The organism is Embleya australiensis (assembly GCF_051903075.1).
Lineage (GTDB): Bacteria > Actinomycetota > Actinomycetes > Streptomycetales > Streptomycetaceae > Embleya.
On sequence record NZ_CP182422.1, the window covers coordinates 3,494,627 to 3,521,574 of the forward strand.

General features: G+C 71.9%; 21 protein-coding genes. 8 read left to right on the forward strand and 13 right to left on the reverse strand.

What is annotated here, in order from left to right:
* Nucleotides 1–31: 31 nt before the first annotated feature.
* From ACMXN5_RS14820 to ACMXN5_RS14830, 3 genes are all read right to left on the reverse strand, one after another.
* Nucleotides 32–2,386: a sodium-translocating pyrophosphatase gene (locus tag ACMXN5_RS14820; RefSeq protein WP_439675654.1), complete on the reverse strand. Its 2,355-nt coding sequence runs from the start codon at nt 2,384–2,386 to the stop codon at nt 32–34.
* A 283-nt stretch (nt 2,387–2,669) separates the two neighbouring features.
* Entirely contained in the window at nt 2,670–3,137 is a 468-nt protein-coding gene (locus tag ACMXN5_RS14825; protein ID WP_439675655.1) for an ATP-binding protein, read from the reverse strand.
* 79 nt (nt 3,138–3,216) lie between these two features.
* The gene (locus ACMXN5_RS14830; protein ID WP_078976516.1) at nt 3,217–3,558 is read right to left on the reverse strand and encodes an STAS domain-containing protein; all 342 of its coding nucleotides are present in this window, start codon (nt 3,556–3,558) and stop codon (nt 3,217–3,219) included.
* 126 nt (nt 3,559–3,684) lie between these two features.
* Between ACMXN5_RS14830 and ACMXN5_RS14835 the strand changes: the two genes are divergently transcribed.
* Complete coding sequence (locus ACMXN5_RS14835; protein WP_439675656.1) at nt 3,685–6,042, forward strand: DEAD/DEAH box helicase; 2,358 nt, start codon at nt 3,685–3,687, stop codon at nt 6,040–6,042.
* On the opposite strand, the gene ACMXN5_RS14840 is transcribed toward ACMXN5_RS14835, so the two are convergent.
* From ACMXN5_RS14840 to ssd, 7 genes are all read right to left on the reverse strand, one after another.
* On the reverse strand, nt 6,004–6,813 hold the full coding sequence (locus ACMXN5_RS14840; RefSeq protein ID WP_439675657.1) for an Rv3654c family TadE-like protein: 810 nt from the start codon (nt 6,811–6,813) through the stop codon (nt 6,004–6,006). The two genes, ACMXN5_RS14835 and ACMXN5_RS14840, sit on opposite strands and share 39 nt — an antisense overlap.
* A complete protein-coding gene (locus ACMXN5_RS14845; RefSeq protein WP_439675658.1) occupies nt 6,810–7,145 on the reverse strand; it encodes a TadE family type IV pilus minor pilin in 336 nt (111 codons plus the stop codon). The genes ACMXN5_RS14840 and ACMXN5_RS14845 overlap by 4 nt, the downstream gene beginning before the upstream one ends.
* A gap of 40 nt (nt 7,146–7,185) precedes the next feature.
* Nucleotides 7,186–7,377: a DUF4244 domain-containing protein gene (locus ACMXN5_RS14850; RefSeq protein WP_395798402.1), complete on the reverse strand. Its 192-nt coding sequence runs from the start codon at nt 7,375–7,377 to the stop codon at nt 7,186–7,188.
* 88 nt (nt 7,378–7,465) lie between these two features.
* Entirely contained in the window at nt 7,466–8,185 is a 720-nt protein-coding gene (locus ACMXN5_RS14855; protein ID WP_439675659.1) for a type II secretion system F family protein, read from the reverse strand.
* Entirely contained in the window at nt 8,182–8,811 is a 630-nt protein-coding gene (locus ACMXN5_RS14860; protein WP_439675660.1) for a type II secretion system F family protein, read from the reverse strand. The genes ACMXN5_RS14855 and ACMXN5_RS14860 overlap by 4 nt, the downstream gene beginning before the upstream one ends.
* Before the next feature lie 1,009 nt (nt 8,812–9,820).
* A complete protein-coding gene (locus ACMXN5_RS14865) occupies nt 9,821–11,191 on the reverse strand; it encodes a TadA family conjugal transfer-associated ATPase (protein WP_439675661.1) in 1,371 nt (456 codons plus the stop codon).
* Nucleotides 11,188–12,279, reverse strand: coding sequence for a septum site-determining protein Ssd (gene ssd, locus ACMXN5_RS14870; protein WP_439675662.1), 1,092 nt, complete (start codon nt 12,277–12,279; stop codon nt 11,188–11,190). The genes ACMXN5_RS14865 and ssd overlap by 4 nt, the downstream gene beginning before the upstream one ends.
* A gap of 659 nt (nt 12,280–12,938) precedes the next feature.
* Here ssd and ACMXN5_RS14875 point away from each other — a divergent pair.
* Nucleotides 12,939–13,745 (forward strand): HAD family hydrolase, encoded by an 807-nt coding sequence (locus ACMXN5_RS14875; protein ID WP_395798412.1) that lies wholly within the window; start codon nt 12,939–12,941, stop codon nt 13,743–13,745.
* Nucleotides 13,746–14,177: 432 nt separating this feature from the next.
* Here the strand turns inward: ACMXN5_RS14875 and ACMXN5_RS14880 are convergent, their stop codons facing one another.
* Entirely contained in the window at nt 14,178–14,984 is an 807-nt protein-coding gene (locus tag ACMXN5_RS14880) for an oxidoreductase (RefSeq protein ID WP_439675663.1), read from the reverse strand.
* A 188-nt stretch (nt 14,985–15,172) separates the two neighbouring features.
* Here ACMXN5_RS14880 and ACMXN5_RS14885 point away from each other — a divergent pair, with 188 nt between their 5' ends.
* Nucleotides 15,173–16,153, forward strand: coding sequence for a nucleotide-binding protein (locus tag ACMXN5_RS14885; protein WP_439675664.1), 981 nt, complete (start codon nt 15,173–15,175; stop codon nt 16,151–16,153).
* 136 nt (nt 16,154–16,289) lie between these two features.
* Here the strand turns inward: ACMXN5_RS14885 and acs are convergent, their stop codons facing one another.
* On the reverse strand, nt 16,290–18,275 hold the full coding sequence (gene acs / locus ACMXN5_RS14890; protein ID WP_439675665.1) for an acetate--CoA ligase: 1,986 nt from the start codon (nt 18,273–18,275) through the stop codon (nt 16,290–16,292).
* A gap of 146 nt (nt 18,276–18,421) precedes the next feature.
* Nucleotides 18,422–20,770 carry a SulP family inorganic anion transporter gene (locus tag ACMXN5_RS14895; protein ID WP_439675666.1) on the reverse strand — a complete coding sequence of 783 codons (2,349 nt, stop codon included), beginning with the start codon at nt 20,768–20,770 and terminating at the stop codon, nt 18,422–18,424.
* Nucleotides 20,771–21,029: 259 nt separating this feature from the next.
* Between ACMXN5_RS14895 and ACMXN5_RS14900 the strand changes: the two genes are divergently transcribed.
* From ACMXN5_RS14900 to ACMXN5_RS14920, 5 genes are all read left to right on the forward strand, one after another.
* Nucleotides 21,030–22,073: an urease accessory protein UreH domain-containing protein gene (locus ACMXN5_RS14900; RefSeq protein ID WP_439675667.1), complete on the forward strand. Its 1,044-nt coding sequence runs from the start codon at nt 21,030–21,032 to the stop codon at nt 22,071–22,073.
* A 207-nt stretch (nt 22,074–22,280) separates the two neighbouring features.
* On the forward strand, nt 22,281–23,615 hold the full coding sequence (locus ACMXN5_RS14905; protein ID WP_439675668.1) for a hypothetical protein: 1,335 nt from the start codon (nt 22,281–22,283) through the stop codon (nt 23,613–23,615).
* 287 nt (nt 23,616–23,902) lie between these two features.
* A complete protein-coding gene (gene nhaA / locus ACMXN5_RS14910; protein WP_439675669.1) occupies nt 23,903–25,219 on the forward strand; it encodes a Na+/H+ antiporter NhaA in 1,317 nt (438 codons plus the stop codon).
* Nucleotides 25,220–25,336: 117 nt separating this feature from the next.
* Nucleotides 25,337–25,756, forward strand: a complete 420-nt coding sequence (locus ACMXN5_RS14915) for a phage holin family protein (RefSeq protein WP_395798428.1) — start codon at nt 25,337–25,339, stop codon at nt 25,754–25,756.
* A 76-nt stretch (nt 25,757–25,832) separates the two neighbouring features.
* A complete protein-coding gene (locus tag ACMXN5_RS14920) occupies nt 25,833–26,753 on the forward strand; it encodes an alpha/beta fold hydrolase (protein ID WP_439675670.1) in 921 nt (306 codons plus the stop codon).
* The last annotated feature ends 195 nt before the right edge of the window (nt 26,754–26,948 follow it).

A 26,948-nucleotide genomic window follows, 5' to 3' on the forward strand; every position in this document is an offset into this window, starting at 1 on the left:
TCCGCGCCCGTACGTACCTCGGATCGGGGGATCAGGCCGCCGCCTTGGTCGGCTGCCCCTCCCGGTCGCCGTCGTCGTCGCCGACGACCACCGACTTGCGCTTGCTGTACCAGACCGCGCCCACGATCACCACGACCGAGAAGGCCGCCGCGAGGGCCCGCAGGGCGCCGTTCTCGTCCGCGCCGATGCTCAGTTTGACCACCGCCGGCGCGATCAGCAGCGACACCAGGTTCATCACCTTGAGCAGCGGGTTGATCGCCGGTCCGGCGGTGTCCTTGAACGGGTCGCCGACCGTGTCGCCGATGATCGTGGCCTCGTGCGCGGCCGAGCCCTTGCCGCCATAGCTGCCGTCCTCGACCATCTTCTTGGCGTTGTCCCAGGCCCCGCCGGAGTTGGCCAGGAACACCGCCATCAGGGTGCCGGTGCCGATCGCCCCGGCGAGGAACGCGGCCAACGGCCCGATGCCCAGGGTGAAGCCGACCGCGATCGGGGCCATCACCGCGAGCAGTCCGGGCGTGGCCAACTCGCGCAGCGAGTCGCGGGTGCAGATGTCGACCACCCGGCCGTACTCGGGCAACTCGCTGCCGTCCATGATCCCGGGTCGGGTGCGGAACTGGTTGCGCACCTCGAAGACCACCGCGCCCGCCGCGCGGGAGACCGCGTTGATCGCCAGGCCGCTGAACAGGAACACCACGGCCGCGCCCAGGATCAGCCCGACCAGGTTGTTCGGCTGGGTGATGTCGGTGGCGAACGAGAGCGAGGTGAGCTTGGACGCCTCCTTCAGTCCGCCCGCCTCGTCCACGGCCGTGCTCACCGCGTCCCGGTAGGACCCGTACAGCGCGGTCGCCGCGAGCACGGCGGTCGCGATGGCGATGCCCTTGGTGATCGCCTTGGTGGTGTTGCCGACCGCGTCGAGTTCGGTGAGCACCTGCGCGCCCTCGCCCTCGACGTCGCCGGACATCTCCGCGATGCCCTGGGCGTTGTCGGAGACCGGCCCGAAGGTGTCCATGGCCACGATCACCCCGACCGTGGTCAACAGGCCGGTGCCCGCCAGCGCCACCGCGAACAGCGCGAGCATGACGATGCCGGCGCCGAGCAGATACGCGCCGAGCACCGCGACCGAGATCAGCACCGCCGCGTACACCGCCGACTCCAGGCCGAGCGCGATGCCGGAGAGGATCACCGTGGCCGGACCGGTCAGCGAGGTCTTGGTGACGTCGCGCACCGGTCGCCTGCTGGTCTCGGTGAAGTAGCCGGTCAACTGCTGGATGACCGCGGCGAGCACGATTCCGATCAGCACCGCCACCAGCGCGAACACGCGCGGGTCGGCGTCGTGCGCCAGGATCTCCTGGTCGGTCAGCCCGTCCAGGTCCGAGAACTTGCTCGGCAGGTACAGGAACGCGGCGCCCGCGACCAGGACGAGCGAGATGACCGCCGAGATGAAGAAGCCCCGGTTGATCGCGCTCATGCCGCTGCGGTCGCCCGTGCGGGGCGCGACCGTGTAGATGCCCACCACGGCGGTCAGCACCCCGATGGCGGGCACGATCAGCGGGAAGACCAGGCCCGCGTCGCCGAACGCAGCCTTGCCCAGGATCAGCGCGGCGACCAGGGTGACCGCGTACGACTCGAACAGGTCGGCGGCCATGCCCGCGCAGTCGCCCACGTTGTCCCCGACGTTGTCGGCGATCGTCGCGGCGTTGCGCGGGTCGTCCTCGGGGATGCCCTGCTCGACCTTGCCGACCAGGTCGGCGCCGACGTCGGCGGCCTTGGTGAAGATGCCGCCGCCGACCCGCATGAACATCGCGAGCAGCGCGGCGCCGAAGCCGAAGCCCTCCAGCACCTTGGGCGCGTTCTCCCGGTACAGGATGACCACGAGCGCGGCGCCGAACAGGCCCAGGCCGACGGTGAACATGCCGGCGACGCCGCCGGTGCGGAAGGCGATCCGCATCGCGGTGTCCCGGCTGCCGGCGCCGGCACGGGCGGCCGCGGCCACGCGCACGTTGCTGCGCACCGCGAGCCACATGCCGACGTACCCGGTGACCGCCGAGAAGACCGCGCCCACCAGGAAGAACAGCGAGCGGCCGATCCGCTGGTTCCAGTCGTCGGCCGGCAACAGCATGAGCAGGAAGAAGACACCCGCCGCGAACACGGCGAGGGTGCGGAACTGCCGGGTGAGGTAGGCCGCGGCGCCTTCCTGGATCGCGCCGGCGATCCGGCGCATGGAATCGGTGCCCTCGTCGGCGCCGAGCACTTGACGCACGAGTCCGGCGGCGACGCCCAGGGCACCGAGGGCGATCACCGCGACGATCACGACATAGGTGAGATTGCCGCCGGACACGGACACGTCCGAGGCGAGTTGGAGTTCGGAGGGGTGGATCCCGGACATTCGTCCTCCTTGGCTAGGAGCACTTTCAGATCGGGACTTCTCAATGCGAAAGGAGTGTATGCAAATGATCAAGATCAGACCATGGGAATCGCCATGATCGGATCAAATTACCGATGAAATCCGGGCGCGATTCCCAAAATCGGCGTATCGATCCGGAATCAGGTTTTACGACCCGGAAATCGGGATACACGGGAACGCCGAAAATCGCCCCCGGGTGTCCCGGAGGCGATGCGGTGGGGCGGAGTGGACGCGGTGGAGCGGGGTGGGGCCGGGCGGACCCCGGTCAGCCCACGGTCTCGGCGGACTTGGCGCCGGAGGGCCACGACATGCGGATCACGCCGCCCTCGGCGCCGGTCCGCACGTCGAGATCGTCGACAAGGCCGAGAATCACGGCCAGGCCCATCTCGTTCTCGATCAGGTCGAGGCCGGAGCCGTTCGCGGACAGGTCGGGCACCAGCCCGGCCCCCTCCGCGAGGCCCGCCTCGGTCAACGCCGGCTGCGGTACGCCGTCGTTGACCTCGATACAGAAGCGGCCGTTGCCGTCGTCCAGGGTGACCGTGACCGGGCGGTCGTCGTCCGCCCGGCTCCGGTGCATCCCGACGGCTCGGGAACACGCCTCGCCGACGGCGAGGCGCACCTCGTCGAGCACCGTCTCAGCAACCCCCGCTCGCCGCGCCACGGCGGCGGCGACGAGCCGCGCCGTGCGGACGTGTTCGGGCAGCGCGCTGAAGCGCAGCTCGACGATGGCCATGGTTCGTTCCCCCAGCCGTGCGTGCACCCGCCCGGATCCGCGCGGGTGCGATGTGCGTCCGGTCAGGACGTACGGTCGGTCAGTCGGACGCCTCGATGGCCGTGGCCACCGACGGATGAATCGGGAAGACCTTGGTCAGGCCGGTGATGCGGAAGATCTTCAGGATGCGCTCCTGAGTGCACACCAGCTGCAGCGACCCTTCGTGGGCACGCACCCGCTTCAGGCCGCCCACCAGCACACCGAGCCCGGTCGAGTCCAGGAAGTCGACTGCTTCCATGTCGACGATCAGGTGGAACTGGCCTTCGTTGACGAGTTCCACCAGTTGCTCGCGCAGCTTGGGTGCGGTGTATACATCGATCTCGCCGCCCACCTCGACGATCGTACGACCGCCCTCGGTTCGGGTCGACAGGGACAAGTCCACGGATCCTCCAGCACCTTGCTCTTGAGCGGTCGCCCCCCATGGATCGGCAGCCGCCAAGGCATTCAACCACTTATGGGCACTAGGGGACGATGAATCCCGCGACATTGGATGTAACACTGGTGCCCGATGCAGCCCAGTACACGCCCCCCGGAAGGTCTTCTCGGCCGCCTTATGGCGGGTCGGGATCGACCCGAACGAGTGACGCACGTCCGGCGCATACCCGCTCGCGAAGGCGTCACCTCGGCCTGGCCCGACTGGGTTCGGCCGGAGGTGGGCGACGCGTTTCGCGGCGCGGGTATCGAACTGCCGTGGGAACATCAGGCCCGCGCCGCCTCTGTTGCGGCATCGGGCCGCTCGGTCGTGATCGCCACCGGCACCGCCTCGGGCAAGTCCCTCGCCTATCTGTTGCCGGTTCTCACGACCCTGTTCGAGGGCGCGGGCGCGCCCAGCGGGCGCGGTGCGACCGCACTCTACCTCTCTCCGACGAAGGCGCTGGCCTCGGATCAGGCGCGCGCCGTCGAGGAGTTGCGCGCCGCGAACCCCGCGCTCGGGCGTGTCCGCACCGCCACGTACGACGGTGACACCCCGGTGGAGATCCGCCAGTGGGTGCGCGCGCACGCGTCGTACGTCCTGACGAATCCCGACATGGTGCACCGCGCGCTGCTGCCCGGGCACCGCTCGTGGGGCGCTTTCCTGCGCACGCTGCGCTACGTGGTGATCGACGAATGCCACACCTATCGCGGTGTTTTCGGCTCGCATGTGGCCCAGTTGATCCGGCGTTTGCGTCGGGTGTGTCGCCGGTACGGATCGGAGCCGGTGTTCATCCTGGCGTCGGCCACGGTGTCCGATCCGGCCGTCGCGGCCGAGCGGTTGATCGGCGCGCCGGTGGTCGCGGTGACCGAGGACGGCTCGCCGCACGGCGAACTGGTATTCGCCCTGTGGGAGCCGCCGCTGACCGGCCACGAGGGTGAACACGGCGCGCCCGTACGGCGTACCGCGACGGCCGAGACCGCCGATCTGCTCACCGACCTGGTGCTCGACGGGGTGCGCACGGTGGCGTTCGTGCGCTCGCGGCGCGGCGCGGAGGTGGTCCGGGTGATCGCCCGGGACCACCTGGCCCGGGTGGACGAGGGGTTGGCCGACCGGGTGGCCACCTATCGCGCGGGCTACCTGCCCCAGGAGCGGCGGGCGATCGAGCGGGCGCTGCACGACGGCAGCCTGCTGGGGGTGGCCGCGACCACGGCGCTCGAATTGGGCGTGGACATCTCCGGGCTGGACGCGGTGTTGATCGCGGGCTATCCCGGCACCCGGGCCTCGCTGTGGCAGCAGGCCGGGCGCGCGGGACGGGCCGGGCAGGAGGCGCTGGCCGTGCTGGTGGCGCGGGACGATCCGCTGGACACGTTCCTGGTGCACCATCCCGAGGCGCTGTTCGATCGGCCGGTCGAGGCGACGGTGCTCGATCCGGACAACCCGTACGTGCTGGCCCCACACCTGTGCGCAGCCGCGGCCGAATTCGCGCTGACCGACGAGGACCTGGAGCTGTTCGGGCCGGTGGCCGCCGAGTTGTTGCCGGGTCTGGAACGGCGCGGGCTGCTGCGCAGGCGGTCCACGGGCTGGTACTGGACCAGCCGGGAGCGAGCCACCGACCTGACCGACATCCGCGGCGCGGGCGGCCCGGCGGTGCGGGTGGTGGAGCAGGACACGGGCCGCATCCTGGGCACGGTCGACGCGCCCGCCGCGCACTCGGCGGTGCACCCCGGGGCGGTGCACCTGCACCAAGGGGACACGTACCTGGTCCGCGAGCTCGACCTCGACGAGGGTGTGGCGCTGGTGCGGCCGGCGAATCCGGACTGGACCACCAGTGCGCGCGAGGTCACCGAGATCCGGATCCTGGAGACCGTGCGCAGCCGGGAGTGGGGCGCGGCCCGCCTGCACTTCGGCTCGGTCGAGGTCACCGGCCGGGTGGTCTCCTTCCAACGCAAGCGGATCATCACCGGCGAGGTGCTGGGCGAGCACAAGCTGGACCTGCCCGAGCGCAGCCTGCGCACGCGCGCCGTGTGGTGGACGGTGACGCCCGAGCAGGTCGCCGAGGCGGGCATCGACCCGGCCGACCTGCCCGGCGCCGCACACGCCGCCGAACACGCCTCGATCGGCCTGCTGCCGCTGTTCGCCACCTGCGACCGCTGGGACATCGGCGGGGTCTCCACATCGCTGCACCCCGACACCCGCCTGCCGACCGTCTTCGTCTACGACGGCCACCCGGGCGGCGCCGGCTTCGCGGAACGCGCCTACGTCACCGCCGACACGTGGCTCACCGCAACGAGGGAGGCCATCGCCTCCTGCGAATGCGACCACGGCTGCCCAAGCTGCATCCAGTCCCCCAAATGCGGCAACGGCAACCAGCCCTTGAACAAGCCGGCCTCAATCGCCCTCCTGGACGCGCTACTACGGGAGGCGGAGGGGACAAGCAACCCGAAGGGTTAGCAAAGCCCGGAGAGCAGGAGCACGGGACGATCCGGGCAGCCAAGGCGAGAGGGGTGGCCGGGTCCCCCAGGCGTGCGGAACGCACCGGGCGGACGAGACGCCACCGGCAGGTCGGGCCGACAGGCCGGGCAGGGCCAGGCGAGTGAGTGCGCCGGGCAGGGCCGGCTGGGCGGGCGGGCGCGCCGGGCAGGACGGGCCGGGCGGACAGGGGCGGGCGGACAGAGGCGGGCGGACGGGGTCGGGCAAAGCTCCGGGCAGGGTCAGGCGGGTGGGACGAGCCGGCCGGGCGGGTGGGGTCGGCTTGTGCCATGTGGGGTCCGGCGGGGTTGGGTCGGGCCTGCGGGGGTCGCTTGGGGTGGTGGGGGCTTTTGAGGTGGGCGGGGTGGTGGTTAAGGGCTGTTTGGGGGGTTCTGGTGGGGGTGTGGGGACGGTCGGGCCGGCTCGGGCGGTGGCTTGGGCTTTGCCGATTCGGGTGGGGGTCGATACGTGGACCTCGGCGAAGCCGTTGGTGAGCCGGCAGCTCGTCAGGTCCGTGTGCTGGGCTCGGGCCACTCGGCGGGCCAGGGCGCAGGCCTCGTCGGGGCCGGACCCGGCGGCGGATCGGGCCGCGGCAGCCAGCGCGGCCAGGTCGGCGGCGGCACCGGCGCGGTGTCGGGCCGCAACCGCGCCGGCGAAGGCGAAGACGAACGCCGCCGCGCACATCGGGACCAGCGCGAACGCAAGTACCCACAGTGTGGCCGAGCCCTCCTGACCCGACCGGCCTCCCCTCACGGCGGCGCCTCCGCCTCGACGGCCGCCACCGCCGTATGTTCCACGTGGAACGTGACCCCGGCCCAGGCCGCACCCGGCACGCCGACCTCGGCGGCCACCCGGAAGCGCACCAGACCGTCCCCGCCGGACACCCCCGTCCGCGCACCGGCCGGCCCGGCCGCCGAGGCCCGCGCCACCGCGACCTCGGTCGACTCGCCCCGCGCCAGCGCCCGCGCCCCCGCCTGCGCCGCGTCCACACAGCGGATCTGCGCGGTGGCGGCCCCGATCCCGGCCGTCAACACGGCGGTCAACACCACCAGGACCGGCAACACCACTGCGGTCTCCGCGGTCACGAATCCGTCCGCCGCACGAAGCCCCCGCCCCGCACGAGCCTCAGAACGAGACATCGAGTGCCTTGGTGATCACCCGGGCGAGCGCCGCGGCGACCCCCGGACTGGTCACGATCTTGAACAACACCGCGCCGAACGCCACCGCGGCGACCGTGCCGACCGCGTATTCCGCGGTGGTCATCCCGGTGTCGACACGCAGCCACGACCACACCCGACGTGCGTTCGAAATCGACATGCGCATGAGTCCCCCTCATCGATACGGATCCACATGAAACCTGCATGAAGCACTCACAAAAATGTGCACTTCGGACACACCCACCGACTCACCCCGCCCGCAGCAGCGACGTGCCCAGCCCGATCACGATCGGGACCACCCCGACCAGCAGGAAGGCGGGCAGGAAGCACAATCCGAGCGGGAGGGTGGCGCGCACCCCCACCCGGCGGGCGGCCGACGTCGCGGCCCGGCGCTGCTCGGCCCGTTGCTCGTCGGCCATCCCGGCGACCAGAACCGCCGCCGGCACACCACCGGTCGCCGCCCGGGCCAACACCCGCCCCAGCGGCGCGAGCACGGGATCGTCGGTCAGCCCCAACCAGCACCGTCCGGGGTCGCCGCCGAGCCGCAACGAGGCCACGATCGGCCGCAGTCGGCCCGCCAGCGGCCCGCCGACCGCGTGCGCGACCGCCTCGGCCGCGTCCGCCGGTGTACTGCCCGCCACCAGGCACGCCGCGAACAGGTCGGCCGCAGGCGGCAGATCGGCTCGCAGCCGATCCCGCAGCGCCCGTCCGGACCGCGACTCCAGGCCGGTCAGCCGCCGATCCAGGACGACCGCCACCACGAGCCCGGCCACACCCCCGAGCCAGCCGCCGAGCAGCACGAACACCGCCACCCCGCCAAGCCCCGCCGCGGCCCGCCGACCGAGCGCCGGATCCCGCCCCCGCGCCGACGGCCGGCGAAGCTCCGGCCCCCGCCCCCGCCCCCGCACCGCGCCGGCCGCGCCGCCCGCCGCCGCGACGACCGCCACGAGCACCGCCGCCGCGCTCATCCCGGCACCGGACCGGCTCGGGTCACCAGGCGATCGGTCCACTCCAGACCGACCACCACCAGGGTCAGCCCCGCGCACAGGCACCCGATCCCGGCCGGCGTGCGCAACAACACCTCCACCGGCCGAGCGCCCAGGGCGCTACCCAGGAACAGACCGAACACCGGCAGCCCGGCCAGGACCTGCGCGGTCGAGCGGGCCCCGGCGAGTTCGGCGATCACCTCCTCGTGCGCGTCCTCCTCGGCCCGCAGGCCCGCCGCGATCCGCTCCAGGGCCGGTGCAAACCCGGCGCCTCGCCCGGTCGCGATCCGCCAGCAGGCGGCGATCCGACGCAGCCCGGCCGCCCCGGGCACGGCCGCCGCGCGATCCAGCGCGTCCGGCACGTCGCCACCCACGCGGGCGGTCCCGATCGCCTCGCCCACCACCGCCAGGATCGGCCCGTCCACCGCATGCGCTGCGGCGGCCAACGCCTGCGCCGGCGTGCGCCCGGCCCGCGACTCCCCCGCCAGCGCCGCACACAGCCGCACCACGCCACACCGCACCGCCCCGGCGTCCCGCTCGCGCCAGGCCCGATCCCGCCGCCGCCGCACCACCCAGGCCCCCGGCAAAGCCACCAGCACAGGCACCACCGACCCCAACCCCAAACCCGCCAAGCCCCCCGCAGCCAACACCGCCGCAACGACCCGATGCCGCCCAACCACCCCCACCCAAGCCACCCACCACCCACCCGACCCCCCGCCCGAAACCCCCAACACCCCAGCCAACCGCCCAGGCCCCACCCGAGCCATCGACCACCACACCAACCCACCAACCCCAACCGCCCCCACCACCACCAAAATCACCCACCCCACCCCCACCGAATCGCCACAAAAATCACCCCCACCCGCTCAACGCCCACCCCCAACCACCCACCCCCTCAACACCACACCGCCCTGGCAACACCCACCACTGCACCCACTCAAACCACCCCGACCAACCCACCCGCTCGACGCCCACCGCCCCCGACGCCGCACACAACCGAGCCACCCCACCCCAAACCGTCAACAACCACACCGCCCCCACCCCGCCCGCCCAGGACCCCCCAGCCGTCCGGCCCTTCGAAAACACCCACCGCAGGCACCCGGAAGCCACCACCTGGACCGACAAACGCAACCAAATTCCAGCCCGCCCGGCGCTTGAGGCCACCCACCGCCGGCCCCCCGGAACCGCCACCCAAACCGCCGAACACAACCCCCTCCAGCCAGTCCGGTGCTTGAGGACACCCACCGCCGGCCCCCCGGAACCGCCACCCAAACCGCCGAACACAACCGCCTCCAGCCAGTCCGGTGCTTGAGGACACCCACCGCCGGCGCCCGGAAACCGCCGCCCAACCCGGCCAACGCAACCCAACCCAGCCCGTCCGGCGCTTGAGGACACCCACCGCAGGCCCCCCGGAACCGCCACCCAAACCGCCGAACGCAACCGCCTCCAGCCCGTCCGGCGCTTGAGGACACCCACCGCCGGCGCCCAGGAACCGCCGCCCAAACCGGCCAACGCAACCCAACCCAGCCCGTCCGGCGCTTGAGGACACCCGAGTCGGGCCGACCCGCCGCCGCCCAAGGCCGCCGCCCCCAAAGCCGCCGCCCAGCGCGGCCGTCGTCACCCGCGCCACCACCCGGCCAGCAGTGCGGCCAACCTGCCGTGGCCCGGTCCCGGGCGGCAGCCACCGGCGCGTTCGAAGCTCACCGCCGGGACCGGTCGCACCCAGCCCGCCGTGTCCCGTTCCAGGACATGGACCTCGGCCGCCCGCCGCAACCCATCGCGCTCGCGCACCACATGCACGACCAGATCGAGCGCCGCCGCCACCTGGCTGTGCACCGCACCCCGACCGAGCCCGGCCAACGCCCCCAACGCCTCCAACCGCGCAGGCACATCGGCCGCCGAGTTCGCATGCACCGTGCCGCAGCCGCCCTCGTGCCCGGTGTTCAGGGCCGCGAGCAACTCCACCACCTCGGCCCCCCGCACCTCGCCGACCACGAGCCGGTCCGGCCGCATCCGCAGGGCCTGGCGGACCAGATCGCGCAGGGTCACCTCGCCCGCACCCTCGACGTTGGCCGGCCGCGACTCCAGCCGCACCACATGCGGGTGACGCGGCGTCAGTTCGGCCGAGTCCTCGGCGAGCAGCAGCCGTTCGGCCGGATGCGCACACCCGAGGAGTGCCCCGAGCAGCGTGGTCTTGCCCGAACCGGTGCCGCCCGAGACCAGGAACGCGGCCCGCGCCGAGACCACCGCACACAGCAGTTCGGCCGCGGCCGGCGACAACGAGCCGGCCCGCACCAGGTCGGCCACCCCGAGCGAGGTACGCCGAGGAACCCGCAACGACAGGCACGTACCCCGCACCGCCACGGGCCGCAACACCGCGTGCAGCCGCACACCGTCGGCGAGCGTGGCGTCCACATACGGCGAGGCGTCGTCCAACCGCCGCCCGACCCCGCTCGCCAACCGCTGGGCCAACCGCCGCACCGCCGCGTCGTCGGCGAAGGTCACCGCCGTGCGCTGCGGGCCCGCGCCCCGATCGATCCACACCTCGTCGGGCGCGTTGACCAGCACATCGGTCACCTCGGGGTCGCGCAGCAGCACGTCCAACGGCCCGGCCCCGGCGATCTCCGACCGCAGCGCCCGAACCAGCTCCGGCAGCGCCGCCTCGCCGAGCACCCGCCCCTCGGCCCGCAGCGCCGCGGCCACCGCCGCGGGCGTCGGCTCGTGCCCACCGGCGGCCAACCGCGCCCGCACCGCCTCGACCAACTCCGGATCCGGCGCCGGAGCAACCACCGGACCGGCCGCCGCGACCGGCACCGCGACGGGTCGCGGCGGCGGCGCGGAGAAGACCCCGGTACCCCCGACCGGCGGCGCCGGCACCGGCCACGGCGGCGGCTGCGGCACCCGGCCCGACCGCACGCCCCGCGGCGGCAGCGGCGGCGCGCCCGGCGGCGGAAACGGCGGCATCGGCGGCACCTCGCGCGCGCTCACGCCGCCTCCCGCGCCACGCCGGCCGGATTGCCCGCGAGGTAGTCGCGACAGAACCGGGCCAACGGCCCGCGCGTGCGCAACCCCGGCGGATCACCCCGCTCGGTGGCCGCCGCCAATCCCGCCTCCGGCCGCAACTCCCCCGCGAGCGGCAGCCCCAAGCCCCGCACGACCGCCTCGGAGGTCAGCCCCGACGAACTCGGCTGCCGCACCACCGCCCGCAGATCGCGCACCATCGGCCCCACCCGGGCCGCCACCTGCGCCGCCGCGGCCAGCGCCCGCACCTCGGCCGGCACCACCAACAGCCCCGTGTCGCACAACCGCAGGGCCTCCGCCGCCCCCGGGTCGGTATGCCGGGGCACGTCGAGCACCGCCACGTCGTGCCGTCTGCGCACCGCCCGCACCACCGAGCGAACCGTCTCCGGCGGGATCGCGGGCGGCCTGTCCCGGTCCCAGGACAACACGGTCAACCCGTGCAGGTGCGGCAGCGCATCGGAGAGCGCGCCCCCGTCGATCCGCCCGCGCGCGCTCGCCAGATCGGACCAGCGCAGCCCGCTCTCGTCCTCGCCGCCGAGCAGCACGTCGAGGCCGCCGCCCAGCGGGTCCACGTCCACCAGCGCGGTGACCAGTCCGGTCCGCACCGCCGCCACCCCGAGCGCACAGGCCAGCGTGCTGGCCCCGCTGCCGCCGCACCCACCCAGCACCGCGATGGTGTGCGCGTCGGGCCCGGTGCCCTCGGCCACATCGCCCAATCGATCCACGATCCAGTGCTCGGCGTCGGGCAGGAACACCACGTGGTCCGCGCCGACGTCCACCGCCCGCCGCCACACGTCGCCGTCGTCCAGGTCGTCGCCGATCAGCACCACGTCCTCGCGGCGCGGCAGCCCGCACCGGGCCAACCCCGGCGTCACGTCGTCGCCGACGATCACCAACGGCGCCCCCGGCCACGCGGCCCGCGCCGCGCCCGCGTCCGGTTGCACCTCCGGCTCGATCCCGGCCACCGCGCACAGCCGCAGGAGTTCGTCGAGCAGGGCCGGATCGCCGGTCACCAGGAGCGGACGAGCCGGCCGAGGTGGGGAAAGCGCTGCCACGGAACCTCCAGGGGTCGGGGAGGTCCGGCCGAACCGGCCCTCCCGGGAACTGACCCCAACCGTCGCGGCGATCGCGCGCTCCGCCGAGCGGGTGGTTCCCACCTGTGGACAAGCCCGCGACTGTGGATTATGGATTCACTCGTGTGAGGGACACCCGAGCCATTCCGACGCCACCCCCGGCCCAACCCCGACCACAAGGCCCGCCCCCCGACGGACCCCCACGCACCCCCACCGACCCCCGCGAAGCCTCGCGCCCACCCGCCCCCACCCACCCCACGGCACGACCCAGACCCCGGCCCCGCCCACCCCCAACTCCGAGATCCCCACCCGATTCCCCACAACGACCCGCAACGCCAAACAACCGCCGACAATCACGAGGGAACCGACCCGCATCGGGGATCACCACCCCGGCGACCACCCGAACCAAAAACCCCGCGCCCACCCGCATCGGGACGCAAAAAAGCCCCCCGGACAAGCGACGACCCCCGCCGGGGGGGAGAGCGGGGGTCGTCTCCGCGGCCGACTCGGGGGGGGAGGAGTCGGACCGGGTTAGCACGGTCGCGAACGATCCGTGACTTCCAGGATGTACCCGAGGGGGTTCTCTAGCAAACCCACGACGCGGAGTTTACGCCGAATGGCTGCCCTTATCCTCGTGAACTGTGGAAACCCAGGCGCCGAAGCGGACAGCAGCCTTCTTCGACCTCGACAAGACCATCATCGCCAGGTCCAGTGCGCTGGCGTTCAGCAGATCCTTCTACCACGGCGGACTCATCAATCGCCGCTCCGTCCTCAAGAGCGCCTACGCCCAGTTCGTCTTCCTCGTCGGCGGCGCGGATCACGACCAGATGGAGCGCATGCGCGAATACCTGTCCGCGCTGTGCCGCGGCTGGGACGTGCAGCAGGTGCGCGAGATCGTCGCGGAGACCCTGCACGACATGATCGACCCGATCATCTACGACGAGGCCGCGTCGCTGATCGAGGAACACCACGCGGCCGGCCGCGACGTGGTCATCGTCAGCTCCTCCGGGGCCGAAGTGGTCGAGCCCATCGGCGACATGCTCGGTGCGGACCGCGTGGTGGCCACCCGGATGGTGGTCGAGGACGGCCACTACTCCGGCGAGATCGACTTCTACGCGTACGGGCCCAACAAGGCCGCGGCGGTCAAGGAGTTGGCCCGCACCGAGGGCTACGACCTCACCTCCTGCTACGCGTACAGCGATTCGATCACCGACCTGCCGATGCTCCTGGAGGTCGGCCACCCGTACGCGGTCAACCCGGATCGCGGCCTGCGTCGCGAGGCGACCGCCCGCGGGTGGCCCGTACTGGTCTTCAGCCGCCCCGTGGCGCTGCGCCAGCGGGTGCCCAGCCTCTCGGTACCCTCGCGCCCCGTGCTCGCCGCGACCGCGATCGGCGCGGGCGCCACCGCGGCCGGCTTCGTCTGGTACCTCGCCAGGAAGCGCCGCTGACCGGAAGGCAGGGCCGCCGCGGCGTCCGACGATCATCGACAGCGGAGCAAATCCGACAAAGGCCGAAAGTAAAGATCTTGGGTCAGGGGTTCCCCTCCTCTCGGCAACGCACTAGAAAAGGGACCAACGGCCCGTACGGCCCCCGCTCACCCGGGTGGCCGGGACGGATCGAGCACGACCGCCGGGAACCCACGTGCGACCGACCCTCGTAGGGGCCGAACGCGTCGGACAACCTGCATGTTCTTCCCCCCGTGGATGCGCATGCCGGGGCCGATCGTCATAACGGGTACACGCCTGATACCTCGGCGGGAGTGACAAAGCGGCGGCGTCCTCACGGGCGCCGCCGTCTCGTACGTCCGAACCCGAAACACCCCGCAGCGAACCGCGCCGGGCCCACCCGAGCCGCCCCCGGCCGAACACCCCCGCCGGCCGTCAGATCCCGCGCATCACCGCTTCGCACACCGCGACGCTCTCGCGCGCACCCAACGTCATCGCCTCCGCGCAGTGCCGGATCCAGGTCGCCACACCCTCGGCGGTACCGCTCTCGTACGCCCGCAGCGCCTCGGCGTAGGCGTCCACGCCCAGTTCCAGGTGGCCGACCTCCGGCACCGCCGCGCCCTTCGGGTCCAGGCCCCGGGTGATCAGCACGATCCGCTGCGCGGCGCGGGCGATCAGCCCGTTGCCCCAGCCGAACGGGGCCAGGCTCAGGATCTCCCCGTGGGTGACCGCGGCGACCACGACGGCGGGCGCGGCGGACGGCGCGAGCAGCAGTCGGGACAATCCGTCGAGGCGGGCCGCCACCTCGTCCGCCGGAGGTTGCCCGGCCGAGGACTCGTCGTCCCGGCGCGGCCGGCCCAGCGCCTCGGCGGGCACCGCGTCGGCCGCGGCGACCACGTGCAGCCGGGCCAGCACCTGGAGCGGACTGTGCCCCCAGGTGCCGAGGAGCGTGCCGATCTCGGCGGACAGCCGCAGCGCGCCCGCGACCACCGCACCGCCGTCGTCGCGCGAGGACGAGTAGTCGGTCCGCCGGCGAATCTCCTCCAGCGACCAGTCGACGCCCTCCAGGGCGGCACTGGCCCGCGCGCCACGGAGCGCGGATTCGGCGCTGATGTCCATGCTGCGGCGGCGCATCGTGCGGTGGCCGAGCAGCCGGTCCACCGCAGTGCGGGTGTCCTCGACGGACTCCGGCACGCCGGGCAGGAGCGCGAGGGCGGCGAGGGGATCGGTTGCGGTGCTCACCCGAGCGACCCTACGCCGGGCCGGGAATGGCCCGCGACACGGGCCCGCGCCGAGCCCGGCCGCACCCGCGCGGGGTCGACGACCCGCCGGCCGACGCTTCGACTACTTTCCGACTTGACGTGATCACGGTCCGCAACGGATGATCCTATCGAAAACGATTGTCAAACTCATATATCAAGGGAGAGGCCGTGAAAATCGCCTTCGTCGGCAAGGGCGGCAGCGGCAAGACCACGCTCTCGTCGTTGTTCATCCGGCATCTGGTGGCCGCCGGCCGCCCGGTGGTCGCCGTGGACGCGGACATCAACCAGCACCTCGGCGCCGCGCTCGGCCTCGACGAGCAGGCCGCGGCGGCGATGCCCGCGATGGGCGCCCGCCTGCCCACGATCAAGGACTGGTTGCGCGGCGACAACCCGCGGATCGGCTCGACGGAGCAGATGGTCAAGACCACCCCGCCGGGCCGGGGTTCGCGGCTGATCCGACTCACCGAGGACAACCCGATCCACGCGGCGTGCGCGCGCGAGGTGCCCGGACTGCCCGGACTGCGGCTGATGGCGACGGGGCCGTTCGCCGAGTCCGATCTCGGCGTCGCGTGCTACCACTCGAAGGTCGGCGCGGTGGAGTTGTACCTCAACCACCTCGTCGACGGCGCGGGCGAGTATCTGGTGGTCGACATGACCGCCGGCTCGGACTCGTTCGCCTCCGGGTTGTTCACCCGGTTCGACCTGACCTTCCTGGTCGCCGAGCCGACCCGCAAGGGCGTCGGCGTCTACCGGCAATACCGCGACTACGCCCGCGACTGGGGCGTCGCGCTCGCGGTGGTCGGCAACAAGGTCCAGGGCCCCGACGACGTCGAGTTCCTGCGCGAGCACGTCGGCGACGACCTGCTCACCTGGACCGTGCAGTCCGACTACGTACGGGCCCTGGAGAAGGGCCACTCCCCCGACTTCGACAGCCTGGAACCGGCCAACCGGGCCGCGCTGGACGAGTTGGTGCAGGCCGCCGACGCCGGTTTCGAACGCCGCGACTGGGCGCGATACACGGCGCAGATGGTCGAGTTCCACCTGCGCAACGCACGCGGCTGGGCCAACGCGAAGACCGGCGTCGACCTGGCCGAGCAGGTCGACTCGGGGTTCGTACTCGGCCCGCAGGCAATGTCCGCACCGGTCTGAAACACCGACCCGAAACGCCCGGCCCAAACGCCCCGTCCGAAGCGCGACCCGAAGCCCCGGCCCGCAGCCCCGATCCCGACGACGCGGGGCGGCCCGCCCACCAGTGACGGACCGCCCCGCATCCACTCCGTCCCGCTCAGTCCTCCGTCGGGGCCGACGGCAGCTGCGACGAGATCAGGTCCATCACCGACGAGTCGGTGAGCGTGGTGACGTCGCCGAGCGTGCGATTCTCCGCCACGTCGCGCAGCAGGCGGCGCATGATCTTGCCGGAGCGGGTCTTGGGCAGCTCCGCCACCGGCAGGATCCGCTTGGGCTTGGCGATCGGGCCGAGCACCTTGCCGACGTGCTCGCGCAGTTCGGCGACCAGTTCGGCCGACTCCGAGGCGCTGCCGCGCAGGATCACGAACGCCACGATCGCCTGGCCGGTGGTCGCGTCGGTCGCGCCGACCACCGCCGACTCGGCGACCTTGGGGTGCGACACCAGGGCCGACTCGACCTCGGTGGTGGAGATGTTGTGGCCCGACACGAGCATCACGTCGTCGACCCGGCCGAGCAGCCAGATGTCGCCGTCGTCGTCCTTCTTCGCACCGTCGCCGGCGAAGTACAGGTCCTCGAAGCGCGACCAGTAGGTGTCCTTGAACCGCTGGTCGTCGCCCCAGATGGTGCGCAGCATCGACGGCCACGGCCGGTCCAGGACCAGGTAGCCGCCACCGCCGTTGCCGACCTCGGTCGCGGTGTCGTCGACGACCTTGGCCGAGATGCCCGGCAGCGCGCGCTGCGCGGAGCCCGGCTTGGTGGAGGTGACGCCCGGCAGCGGGCTGATCATGATCGCGCCGGTCTCGGTCTGCCACCAGGTGTCCACGATCGGGGTCTTCCCGGCGCCGATGTGCTCGCGGTACCAGATCCACGCCTCGGGGTTGATCGGCTCGCCGACGCTGCCCAGGATGCGCAGCGAGGACAGGTCGAACTTGGCGGGGATGTCGTCGCCCCACTTCATGCACGTGCGGATCGCGGTGGGCGCGGTGTACAGGATGGTGACCCCGTACTTCGCCACGATCTCCCACCAGCGGCCCTGGTGCGGGGTGTCGGGTGTGCCCTCGTACATGACCTGGGTGGCGCCGTTGGAGAGCGGGCCGTAGGTGATGTAGGAGTGCCCGGTGACCCAGCCGATGTCGGCGGTGCACCAGTACACGTCGGTCTCGGGCTTGAGGTCGAAGACCGCGTGGTGGGTGTAGCTCGCCTGGGTCAGGTAGCCGCCGGAGGTGTGCAGGATGCCCTTGGGCTTACCGGTGGTGCCCGACGTGTACAGGATGAACAGCGGGTGCTCGGCGTCGAACGGCTGCGGCTCGTGCTCCTCCGACTGCGCGTCGACCAGGTCGTGCCACCAGATGTCGCGGCCCTCGGTCCACGCGACGTCGCCGCCGGTGCGCCGCACGACCAGCACGTTGCGCACGTCCGGGCAGGACGTCAGGGCCTCGTCGATGGCGGGCTTGAGCGCCGACGGCTTGCCGCGCCGGTAGCCGCCGTCGGCGGTGATCACGATCCGCGCGTCGTTGTCGGTGACACGTGACGAGACCGCGTCCGCGGAGAAGCCGCCGAAGACCACCGAGTGCGGGGCGCCGATGCGCGCGCACGCGAGCATCGAGATCACCGCCTCCGGGATCATCGGCAGGTAGATCGCCACCCGGTCGCCGGCCTCGACGCCCAGCGAGGTCAGCGCGTTGGCCGCCTTGGAGACCTCGCGCTTGAGGTCGGCGTAGGTGAGCGTGCGGGTGTCGCCCGGCTCGCCCTCGAAGTGGATCGCGACCCGGTCGCCGTGGCCCGCCTCGACGTGCCGGTCGACGCAGTTGTAGGCCACGTTCAGCTTGCCGTCGGCGAACCACTTCGCGAACGGGGGTGTCGACCAGTCCAGCGTCTCCTGCGGCTCGACCGCCCAGTCGAGCCGCCGGGCCTGCTCGGCCCAGAAGCCGAGCCGATCGGCCTCCGCCCGTTCGTACGCGTCGGCCTTGACGTTGGCGTCGGCCGCGAGCGCGGGCGGAGGTGCGAAGCGGCGCTCCTCGCGCAGCAGGTTCGACAGTGCCTCGCCGGCCTTGTCTCCCGTGTTCCGGTCTGCGTTGCTCACGCGTACTCCTCCGTGCGGCTGCGGTCTCTTCTCTGCCGTAGCTCATCAGGGACCGGCCCGAGCCGGCAAGAGGAGCACGGAGATTGGTTTAGACCACTCCGATGCACAGCGTGCATCGTGGCCGACCGCGCGAGCATGCGGGCCGGCTATCCGGGATTGAGCGCCGGAAAAGTGTGATCTTCGGCGCTCGTCGGGACGGCCTGCGGGAGCGCCCCGGACTCGGCCCGTTCCGCGTCCACCGGACCGAAGTCGCCGCGCACCGCGTCGTAGAGGTACATCTGCGCGGATGCGAGGTCGAAGTAGAGCCCGAACAACCGCAGCCGGCCCGCCGCCACCGCCTGCGCGACCACCGTGTGGTCGAGCAGGTTGTCCAGTTGCTGGACCACGTTGGTCAGGCACAACTGCTCCACCGGCGGCACGGTATGACCGGTCACGGTCGGCGCGGGCTCGGCGGCGAAGCGGGCCAGCGACGCGTCGCCGTGGCGCAGCCAGCGGTCCAGGTGCGGCGTGGCACCGGGACCCGATCCGGCGTCGGGCACCGTGCCGACCTTGTCGAGCAGCGCCTTCATCGCCCCGCACCCGGAGTGCCCGCACACGGTGATGCTGCGCACCCCGAGCACCGACACCGCGTACTCGATGGCCGCGCCCACCGACGCGTCGCCCGTGCCCGGCTCGACCCGGGCGGTGTCGCCGGGCGGCACCAGGTTGCCGACGTTGCGCACGGTGAACAGGTCGCCGGGACCGCTCGCGGTGATCAGGTTCGGCACGATCCGCGAATCGGCGCAGGTGATGAACAGTTGCGCGGGTTTTTGCCCCTCCAGCGCGAGGCGTTCCAGGAACGGCTGGACCAGGGGCGCGGTGCGCTGCCGGAACTCGCGGGCACCGGCCACCAGGGCCTGGGACGCGGTGCCGTCCTCGCGCGGACACGCGCGCTGCCAGTGCCACCACGGCGCGAACCAGCGCGGCGACGGGGTCAGTCGGGACCGCCGGGGCCCCGGGGTGCCGCCCGCGGCCCGCTCGTAACAACCGTCGTGGATCTCCTCGATGTCCACCCGACCCCCGCGCGCGAGGTAGCCGGCGCGCCACGAGTGCACGGCCTCGAACGCGGCCTGGTCGAGGTAGTCCACCGTCATGTCCACCACCACGTGCTCCCCGGGCGGCAACTTGGCGAGCACGCGCGACAGTCGCGGCACCGACAGGAAGGTGAGCGAGCCGTGCACCTCCACGTGCAGGACGCCGTCGCCGGGGTGGACCCGCACGGTGCTGCGGCTGAGCCGGTACAGCGCGGTGCACACCGCGACCACCACGCCGAGCAGCACACCCTGGAGCACCCCGGCCAGGATCACCCCCGCGATCGTCGCGGCGTACGCCGGGAATTCGCGGTGGCGGTGTACGTGCCGGATGTGCGCGAGGCTGACCATCTGGAGGCCGACCGCCATCACCAGGGCGGCCAGCACCGCCAGCGGGATGCGCTCGACGAGCGCGCCGAGCAGGGCCACGAACACCATCACCCACACCCCGTGCAGGATCGTCGCGGCCCGGGTGACCGCGCCTGCCCGCACGTTGGTCACCGAGCGGATCGCCACGCCGGTGACCGGGTAGCCGCCGATCGCACCGGAGACCACGTTGCCCACGCCCTGGCCGATCAGTTCGCGATCGAGTCGGGCTCGCGGCCCGTCGTGCAGCCGGTCGACCGCCGCGGCCGAGAGCAGCGACTCCATCCCGGAGACCAGCGCCACGCTGACCGCGCCGACCACGATCGCGCCCCACGCGCCCGACGGAGGCAGTACCGGGGTGGTGAACACGACCGAGGACAGGTCCACCCGGGCCACGTCCAGGTGCAGCACGCTCGCGCACGCGGTGGCCGCCGAGACCGCGACCAGCGGCGCCGGCACCCGGCGCAACGCCGCGCCGCGACCGGGCAGTCGGCCGAGCAGCGGCCAACCGAGCAGCAGGGCCAGGGTGATCACCCCGACGGCGACCGCGGGGGTGTGCAGGTCGGCGATCTGACGGGGCAGTTCGCGCAGGTTCTCCCAGGCCGATCGTTGTGGCGCGCCGCCCAGGACCACGTGCAGTTGGGCCAGCGCGATCACCACGCCGATGCCGGCCACGACGCCGTGTACGACGGCCGGCGACAGGGCGAGGGTGGCCCGGGCCACCCTGGCCACGCCGAGCAGGATCTGCAGCAGGCCGGCGCCGACGGTGACCAGGCAGGTCACCCGCCAGCCGTAGTTCTGTACGAGACCGGCCACGATCACCGTCAGGCCCGCGGTGGGGCCGCTCACCTGGAGCGGCGCGCCGCCGAGCAGACCGACCACGATGCCGCCGACCACGGCCGAGATGATGCCGGCGCCGAGCGGGGCGCCGGCCGCGAGCGCGATGCCGAGGGAGAGCGGCACGGCGACCAGGAAAACCACCAGCGAGGCGCCGAGATCGGCCCGCGCGGACGCGGCCCTGGAAACCGGCGCGGGCGTGGTGACAGGGGCAACGGGCATGTCCGTGTCCTCCGGGGTCAGTCATGTCAGTCATGTCATGGCGGGCATGGCTGCCGCAGGGGTGGCGGCGCGCGGGTCGAAAGAAGAGTATTCGGGCCGGATAGGCCAACTTAACCCTAAGTGTTTATCTCGTCACAGTAAGGCTATCCTTTTCGGAACGTAAAATGTGCACCCATATGGGTGAAACAGATGTTTCACACCGAGCACCTTCCACACTGTGTGTGATGGCCCGTAATCTCCCCGGAGTGGGGGTGGTGCCGTGCAGGTGCTCACGCTGTTCGCGACCGGGCTCGGCGCGGGGTTCGCCGCGGGCGGCGCGTCCTGCGCGGCGGTCCAGGGCGGCCTTCTGGTCGGCGCGGTTCGCCCGTGCGGGGCGACCTCGACCACCGGGCCCGCCGATCGCGCCGGACCCGCCGAATCCGTCGAGGCCGCCCAGGCCGCCGACTGCGCCGCCTCCCCCATGCGCCGCCCGCTCCCCCGCGCGCTGGCCGCCTTCCTGGGCGCGAAGCTGGTCGCCCACGCCGTCCTGGGCGCACTGCTCGGCCTGCTCGGCGGCGCGATCCAACCGGCGCCGAGCACCCGGGCGGTCCTGATGCTCCTCGCCGCCGCGCTGATGGTGCTGTTCGGCTTGGCCATGCTCGGCGTGCCCGGCGTGGGTCGGCTGTTGCCGCGCGGCTCGGCCCGCGGCGCCGGGCGCGGCCCGCTGCTCCTGGGCGCGGCCACGGTGTTCGTCCCGTGCGGGGTGACGCTGGGCGCCGAACTGGTCGCCGTCACCTCGCGGAACGCGCTCGGCGGCGCCGCGATCCTGACCGGTTTCGTCCTCGGCACCATCCCGCTGTTCACCGTCCTGGGTCTGCTGGTCGGCGCGTCGGGGCGCGTGCTGCGTGGGCGACTGACCACCGCCCTGGGCGTGTTGGTGCTCGTGGTGGCCGCGTGGACGGTCGGCTCCGGACTGCGTCTGGCCGGCTGGTGGACCCCGGCGGCCCGCGGCGCGGTCGACCACGCGGCGGCGAGCACGGGGGCCGACGGCGTACAGCGGGTCACCGTCCGGGTGGCGAACGAGGGTTACCACCCGGCCCGCGCGCTGGCCCGGGCCGGCGTACCCACCGTCCTGGTGTTGCGCACCGACCACACCACCGGCTGCACCCGGGGCTTCGTGCTGCCCGGGCGCGACCGGCAGCAGGTCCTGCCGGTGACCGGCGAGACCACGATCGACCTGGGCGTACCGCGCCCCGGGACGGTCGACTGGACCTGTGCGATGGGCATGTACGGCGGGCGGATCGAGTTCCGCGCCGACCCGTGACCGGAGGGTGACGCCGGATCGCTTCCGGGGCCCGACGCCCCGTACGGTGATGTGTCCGCGCTCACGCGCCCCGGACGATCCGATGGATCCCGGCCCGGGTACGCGGGGAAGCGGACCGGGGACGCACGCAACCGGGTGACCCCGGCGTGCGTATGTATCGATAGGGAATACAGCCCGGTCCGGCATGTCCATGGGAAGAGGTGAACTGTGCGAACTGTCCGCGGCGCTGCGGTGCTCGTCGTTGTCGCAGTCCTGGCCGCTATCGGTTTCGTGGTTTTCGCAAAGGACGGGAAAGATTCCGGCAACTCCTCTGCAAAGAACCCTGGCAGCGGAAATCCGAGCGATCCGGGTAAGGAATCGGACAAACCGAGGGGTCCGGTCAAACCGATCGGTGACGGCTCGACCGCCGACACCGGTCCCCAGCCGAACCAGCCCAAGGTGGAGAAGCTCAAGCCGGGGGAGAAACCGCCGCAGTTCGTCGTGTTCTCGTGGGATGGCGCGGCCGAGGACGGCAACAAGCTGGTTTCGCAATTCCTGAAGGTGTCCGAGGCGAACAAGGCCCAGATGACGTACTTCCTGAGCGGTATCTACACGCTCCCGAAGACGAAGAAAGCTATGTATACCGGGCCGAAGCACACCGCGGGTCAGTCGGACATCAACTTCATGTCCGACGAAACCGTGCGCAACACGATCATCCAGATGCGCGAGGTCTGGCTCAAGGGCAACGAAGTCGGTACGCACTTCAACGGCCACTTCTGCAACAGCGCCACGAGCGGCAAGAGTTGGAGCCCGGACGACTGGAAGAACGAAACCGAGCAGGCGGTGAAATTCGTCCAGAACTGGAAGACCAACACCGGCTACGCCGACCTTCCGCCGCTGCCGTTCGACTACGCACCTGGCAAGGAACTCATCGGTGGCCGCGCGCCGTGCCTGGAGGGCCAGCCGAACCTGATGCGGGCGGCCAAGGAGATGGGCTTCCGCTACGACGCGAGTTCGCCCGGCGGTCTTCAGATGTGGCCCAAGCGCGGCAAGGAGACCGGGATCTGGGACTTCCCGCTGCAGTCGCTGCCGTGGCCGGGTGACCCGAACAAGTCGCAGCTCTCCATGGACTACAACATCATGTACGAGCAGGGGCAGCGGCACGGTAAATACGACCCGTCCAAGAAGGACGCGTGGGAGAAAGAGGCCCACGAGTTCTACATGAACGGATTCCAGCGCGCCTATACCACCAACCGCGCTCCGCTGTTCATCGGGAATCACTTCGAGGACTGGAACGGCGGCATCTACATGAACGCCGTCCGGGACACGGTGACCTCGGTCTGCACCAAGGCCGACGTACGCTGCGTGACGTTCCGTCAGCTGACCGACTGGCTCGAGGGGCAGGACCCCGCGGTGATCGCCAAGCTCCAGGGACTGGGTGTGGGCCAGACCCCGGCGGACTGGAACTCGATCGTCACCGCCGCGCAGGGGCCGAACAAGCCCGCCGCGAACCGGGCGCTGTCCGTCGAGGAGAACGCGCTGCCGACGCGCCGACAGGACTGACCGACCGGCGACCCGCCGCGACACGAGGGCCCCGTACCGAGCGCAACCTCGGTGCGGGGCCCTCGTGTTGCCGCCCGCGGCGGGTCATGATGCCCGCCGTGGCCCGGATCGGTTCGGCGGAATCGAAAATCTTGTCGATACACTGATGGGGACCGGGTCCGGGTCGGACCGCTCCCGCGTCGTGGGTCTCCCCCGTCGGGAGACATGCCGGGAAGTCTGGTCGGCGCTGTTTTGTCGTTTTCGCAGGGCGGTATACGCCCGCGAGCCGCAGCCGACCTGGAGGTCCCGTGGGTGCCGAGTCCGCACCACGCAACAAGTTCTTTCGGCGTCCGTCCACGCTGGCCGAGCGGAATTTCATCGCCGACGCGCTGCGCACCGAAACGGTCGGCGGCGCGCTGCTGCTGATCGCGGCGGTGGTCGCGGTGGTCTGGGCGAACACCGGGTGGAGCGACGCCTACCAGGACCTGCGCGACTTCCGGTTCGGCCCCTCGGCGCTGCACCTCGACCTGTCGCTGAGCACCTGGGCCGCCGACGGACTGCTCGCGATCTTCTTCTTCGTGGCCGGCATCGAACTCAAGCGCGAGTTGGTGGTCGGCGACCTGCGCAATCCGGCCCAGGCGATCCTGCCGGTGGTCGCCGCCGGATGCGGGATGCTCACCCCCGCGCTGTTCTACTTCGCGGTCAACGCCGGCGGCGGCTCGCCGGACGGCTGGGCCATCCCCACCGCGACCGACATCGCCTTCGCGCTGGCCGTACTCGCCGTGATCGGCACCAGCCTGCCGTCCGCGCTGCGCTCGTTCCTGCTCACCCTGGCCGTGGTGGACGACCTGGGCGCGATCCTGATCATCGCGATCTTCTTCACCGATTCGGTGAACTTCCTGGCCCTGGCCGGGGCGTTCGCGCTGCTCGTGGTCTTCTGGCTGCTCCAGCGCCGGCGGGTGCGCGGCTGGTGGTTCTACGTACCGCTCGCGGTGGTGACCTGGGCGCTGATGCACGAGAGCGGGGTGCACGCGACGGTCGCCGGGGTGGCGATGGGCCTGCTGATGCGGGTGGTTCCGGACCGGGACGAGCGCACCTCGCCGGCCGAGCACGTCGAGCACCTGGTCCGGCCGGTCTCCGCCGGTCTGGCGGTGCCGATCTTCGCGCTGCTGTCCGCGGGTGTCGCGGTCTCCGGACCGGTGCTCGGCGACGTGTTCACCCATCGGCCCACGCTCGGCGTCCTGCTCGGCCTGATCGCGGGCAAGGTGGTCGGCATCTTCGTCGGCACCTGGCTGGTCGCCCGGTTCACCCGGGCCCAACTCAGCGACGACCTGGCCTGGCCCGACGTGTTCGGCATGTCCATGCTGGCCGGCATCGGCTTCACCGTGTCGCTGCTGATCAGCGAACTCGCCTTCACCGACGACCCGATGCTGACCGAACAGGCGAAGGCCGCGGTCCTGGTCGGCTCGGTGCTGTCCGCCGCGGCGGCCACGGTCGTACTGCGGATACGGAACAACACCTACGCCCGGCTGTGCGCCGAGGAGAACCGCGACGACGACGGCGACGGTATCCCCGACGTGTATCAAACGGACGCCGACAGGCTGCGCCGGGACAAGCTCGCGTAGTCCGGATTGCTTCGTTTCCCATCCGAAACACTCGTACGACGTGCCCCGGTGGATACGCATCACCGCAGCAGGGCATGATCGGGGTTCGGCTTATCCATACCGGTACGAGGAGTGACCATGGCAGGCACCGACAGGTCCCCGGCCCAGGACGTGCCCGTCGACGCGCAACGATCCCTCGGCGAGCTGTTCTCGTCCGCCAGCAAGGACATGTCCACCCTGGTCCGCAGCGAGATCGCGCTCGCCAAGAGCGAGGTCAAGGTCAGCGTGGTCAACGTCGCGAAGGGCGGCGGCGCGTTCGGCGCGGCGGCCTTCGTCGGAGTGTTCGCGTTCGTCTTCCTGAGCTTCGCGGTCGTGTACGGAATCCACGCCCTGGGTCTGGGTGTGGCGTGGAGCTTCCTGATCGTCGGCGGCTTCTACCTGCTGCTCGCGGGCGGGCTCGGGTACTACGGGATCGTGTCGTTCAAGAAGGTGCGGCCGCCGGAGCGCACGATCACCACCACCCAGGACACGATCAACACGCTCAAGAACGTCGGCTGACCGCGCGGCGCGCCCGGGCCGGGGAAAGCGGGCGCGGAAACGGGAGTGCGATCGCGAGTGTGCAACCCTGCTCGGCATGACGGTTCCCGAGAGCACCGTGGTCAACGTGGCCGGGCCCTGGACGCACCGCGACATCGCCGCCAACGGCGCGCGGTTCCACATCGCCGAGACGGGCGAGGGACCGGTCGTGCTGCTGCTGCACGGATTCCCGCAGTTCTGGTGGACCTGGCGGCATCAGATGCAGGCGTTGGCCCGGGCCGGCTATCGCGCGGTCGCGATGGACCTGCGCGGCTACGGCGGCAGCGACCGCACCCCGCGCGGCTACGACCCGATCACCCTGGCCCTGGACGTGACCGGGGTGATCCGCTCGCTCGGCGAGCCGGACGCGATCGTGGTCGGCCACGACCTGGGCGCCTATCTGGGGTGGACCGCCGCGGTGTTGCGGCCCAAGGTGGTCCGCCGACTGGTCGCGGTGTCGATGCCGCACCCCCGGCGACTGCGCGGCGCGCTGCTGACGGACCGTCATCAGATGGCGGCGAGTTCGCACATCTTCGGCTTCCAGCGGCCGTGGGTGCCCGAGCGGCAACTGATCCGCGACGACGCGGCGATGGTGGGCGACATGCTGCGCGCGTGGTCGGCGCCGGGCCGGCCGGTGGACGAGTCGTTCACCCGCTATCGCCAGGCGATGCTGGTGCCGGGCACCGCGCACTGCGCGGCCGAACACTACCGGTGGCTGATCCGCTCCATCCCGCGCCCGGACGGCATCCAGTACTCGACCCGGATGAAGGCTCCCGTCGAGGTGCCCACGCTGCATCTGCACGGCGCCCTCGACCCGGTGATCCTGCCGCGCACCGCGGCCGGTTCCGGGCGCTACGTGGAGGCGCCGTACCGCTGGCGACTGCTGGACGGCGTCGGGCACTTCCCGCACGAGGAACAACCCGCGATGTTCACCGAGGAACTGCTGGGCTGGTTGAAGGATCCGGAACCCGAGCGTTGAAGTTCCGACAGCGCTTTCGGGCCTTCGTTGTGTGATCTCGATGGGCATATCCGACACTTCCGTACAGATCGCCCCGAGTGGGCTCGGGAATCGTTTCCGGCCCGGCGGGCGGCGCGATTACGCCGTCGGTGGCCCGGGTAGGCGCCCCCGTATGAGCCGGACGTACAGCGCTCCGAGCATGGCGGCGGGGGCCGG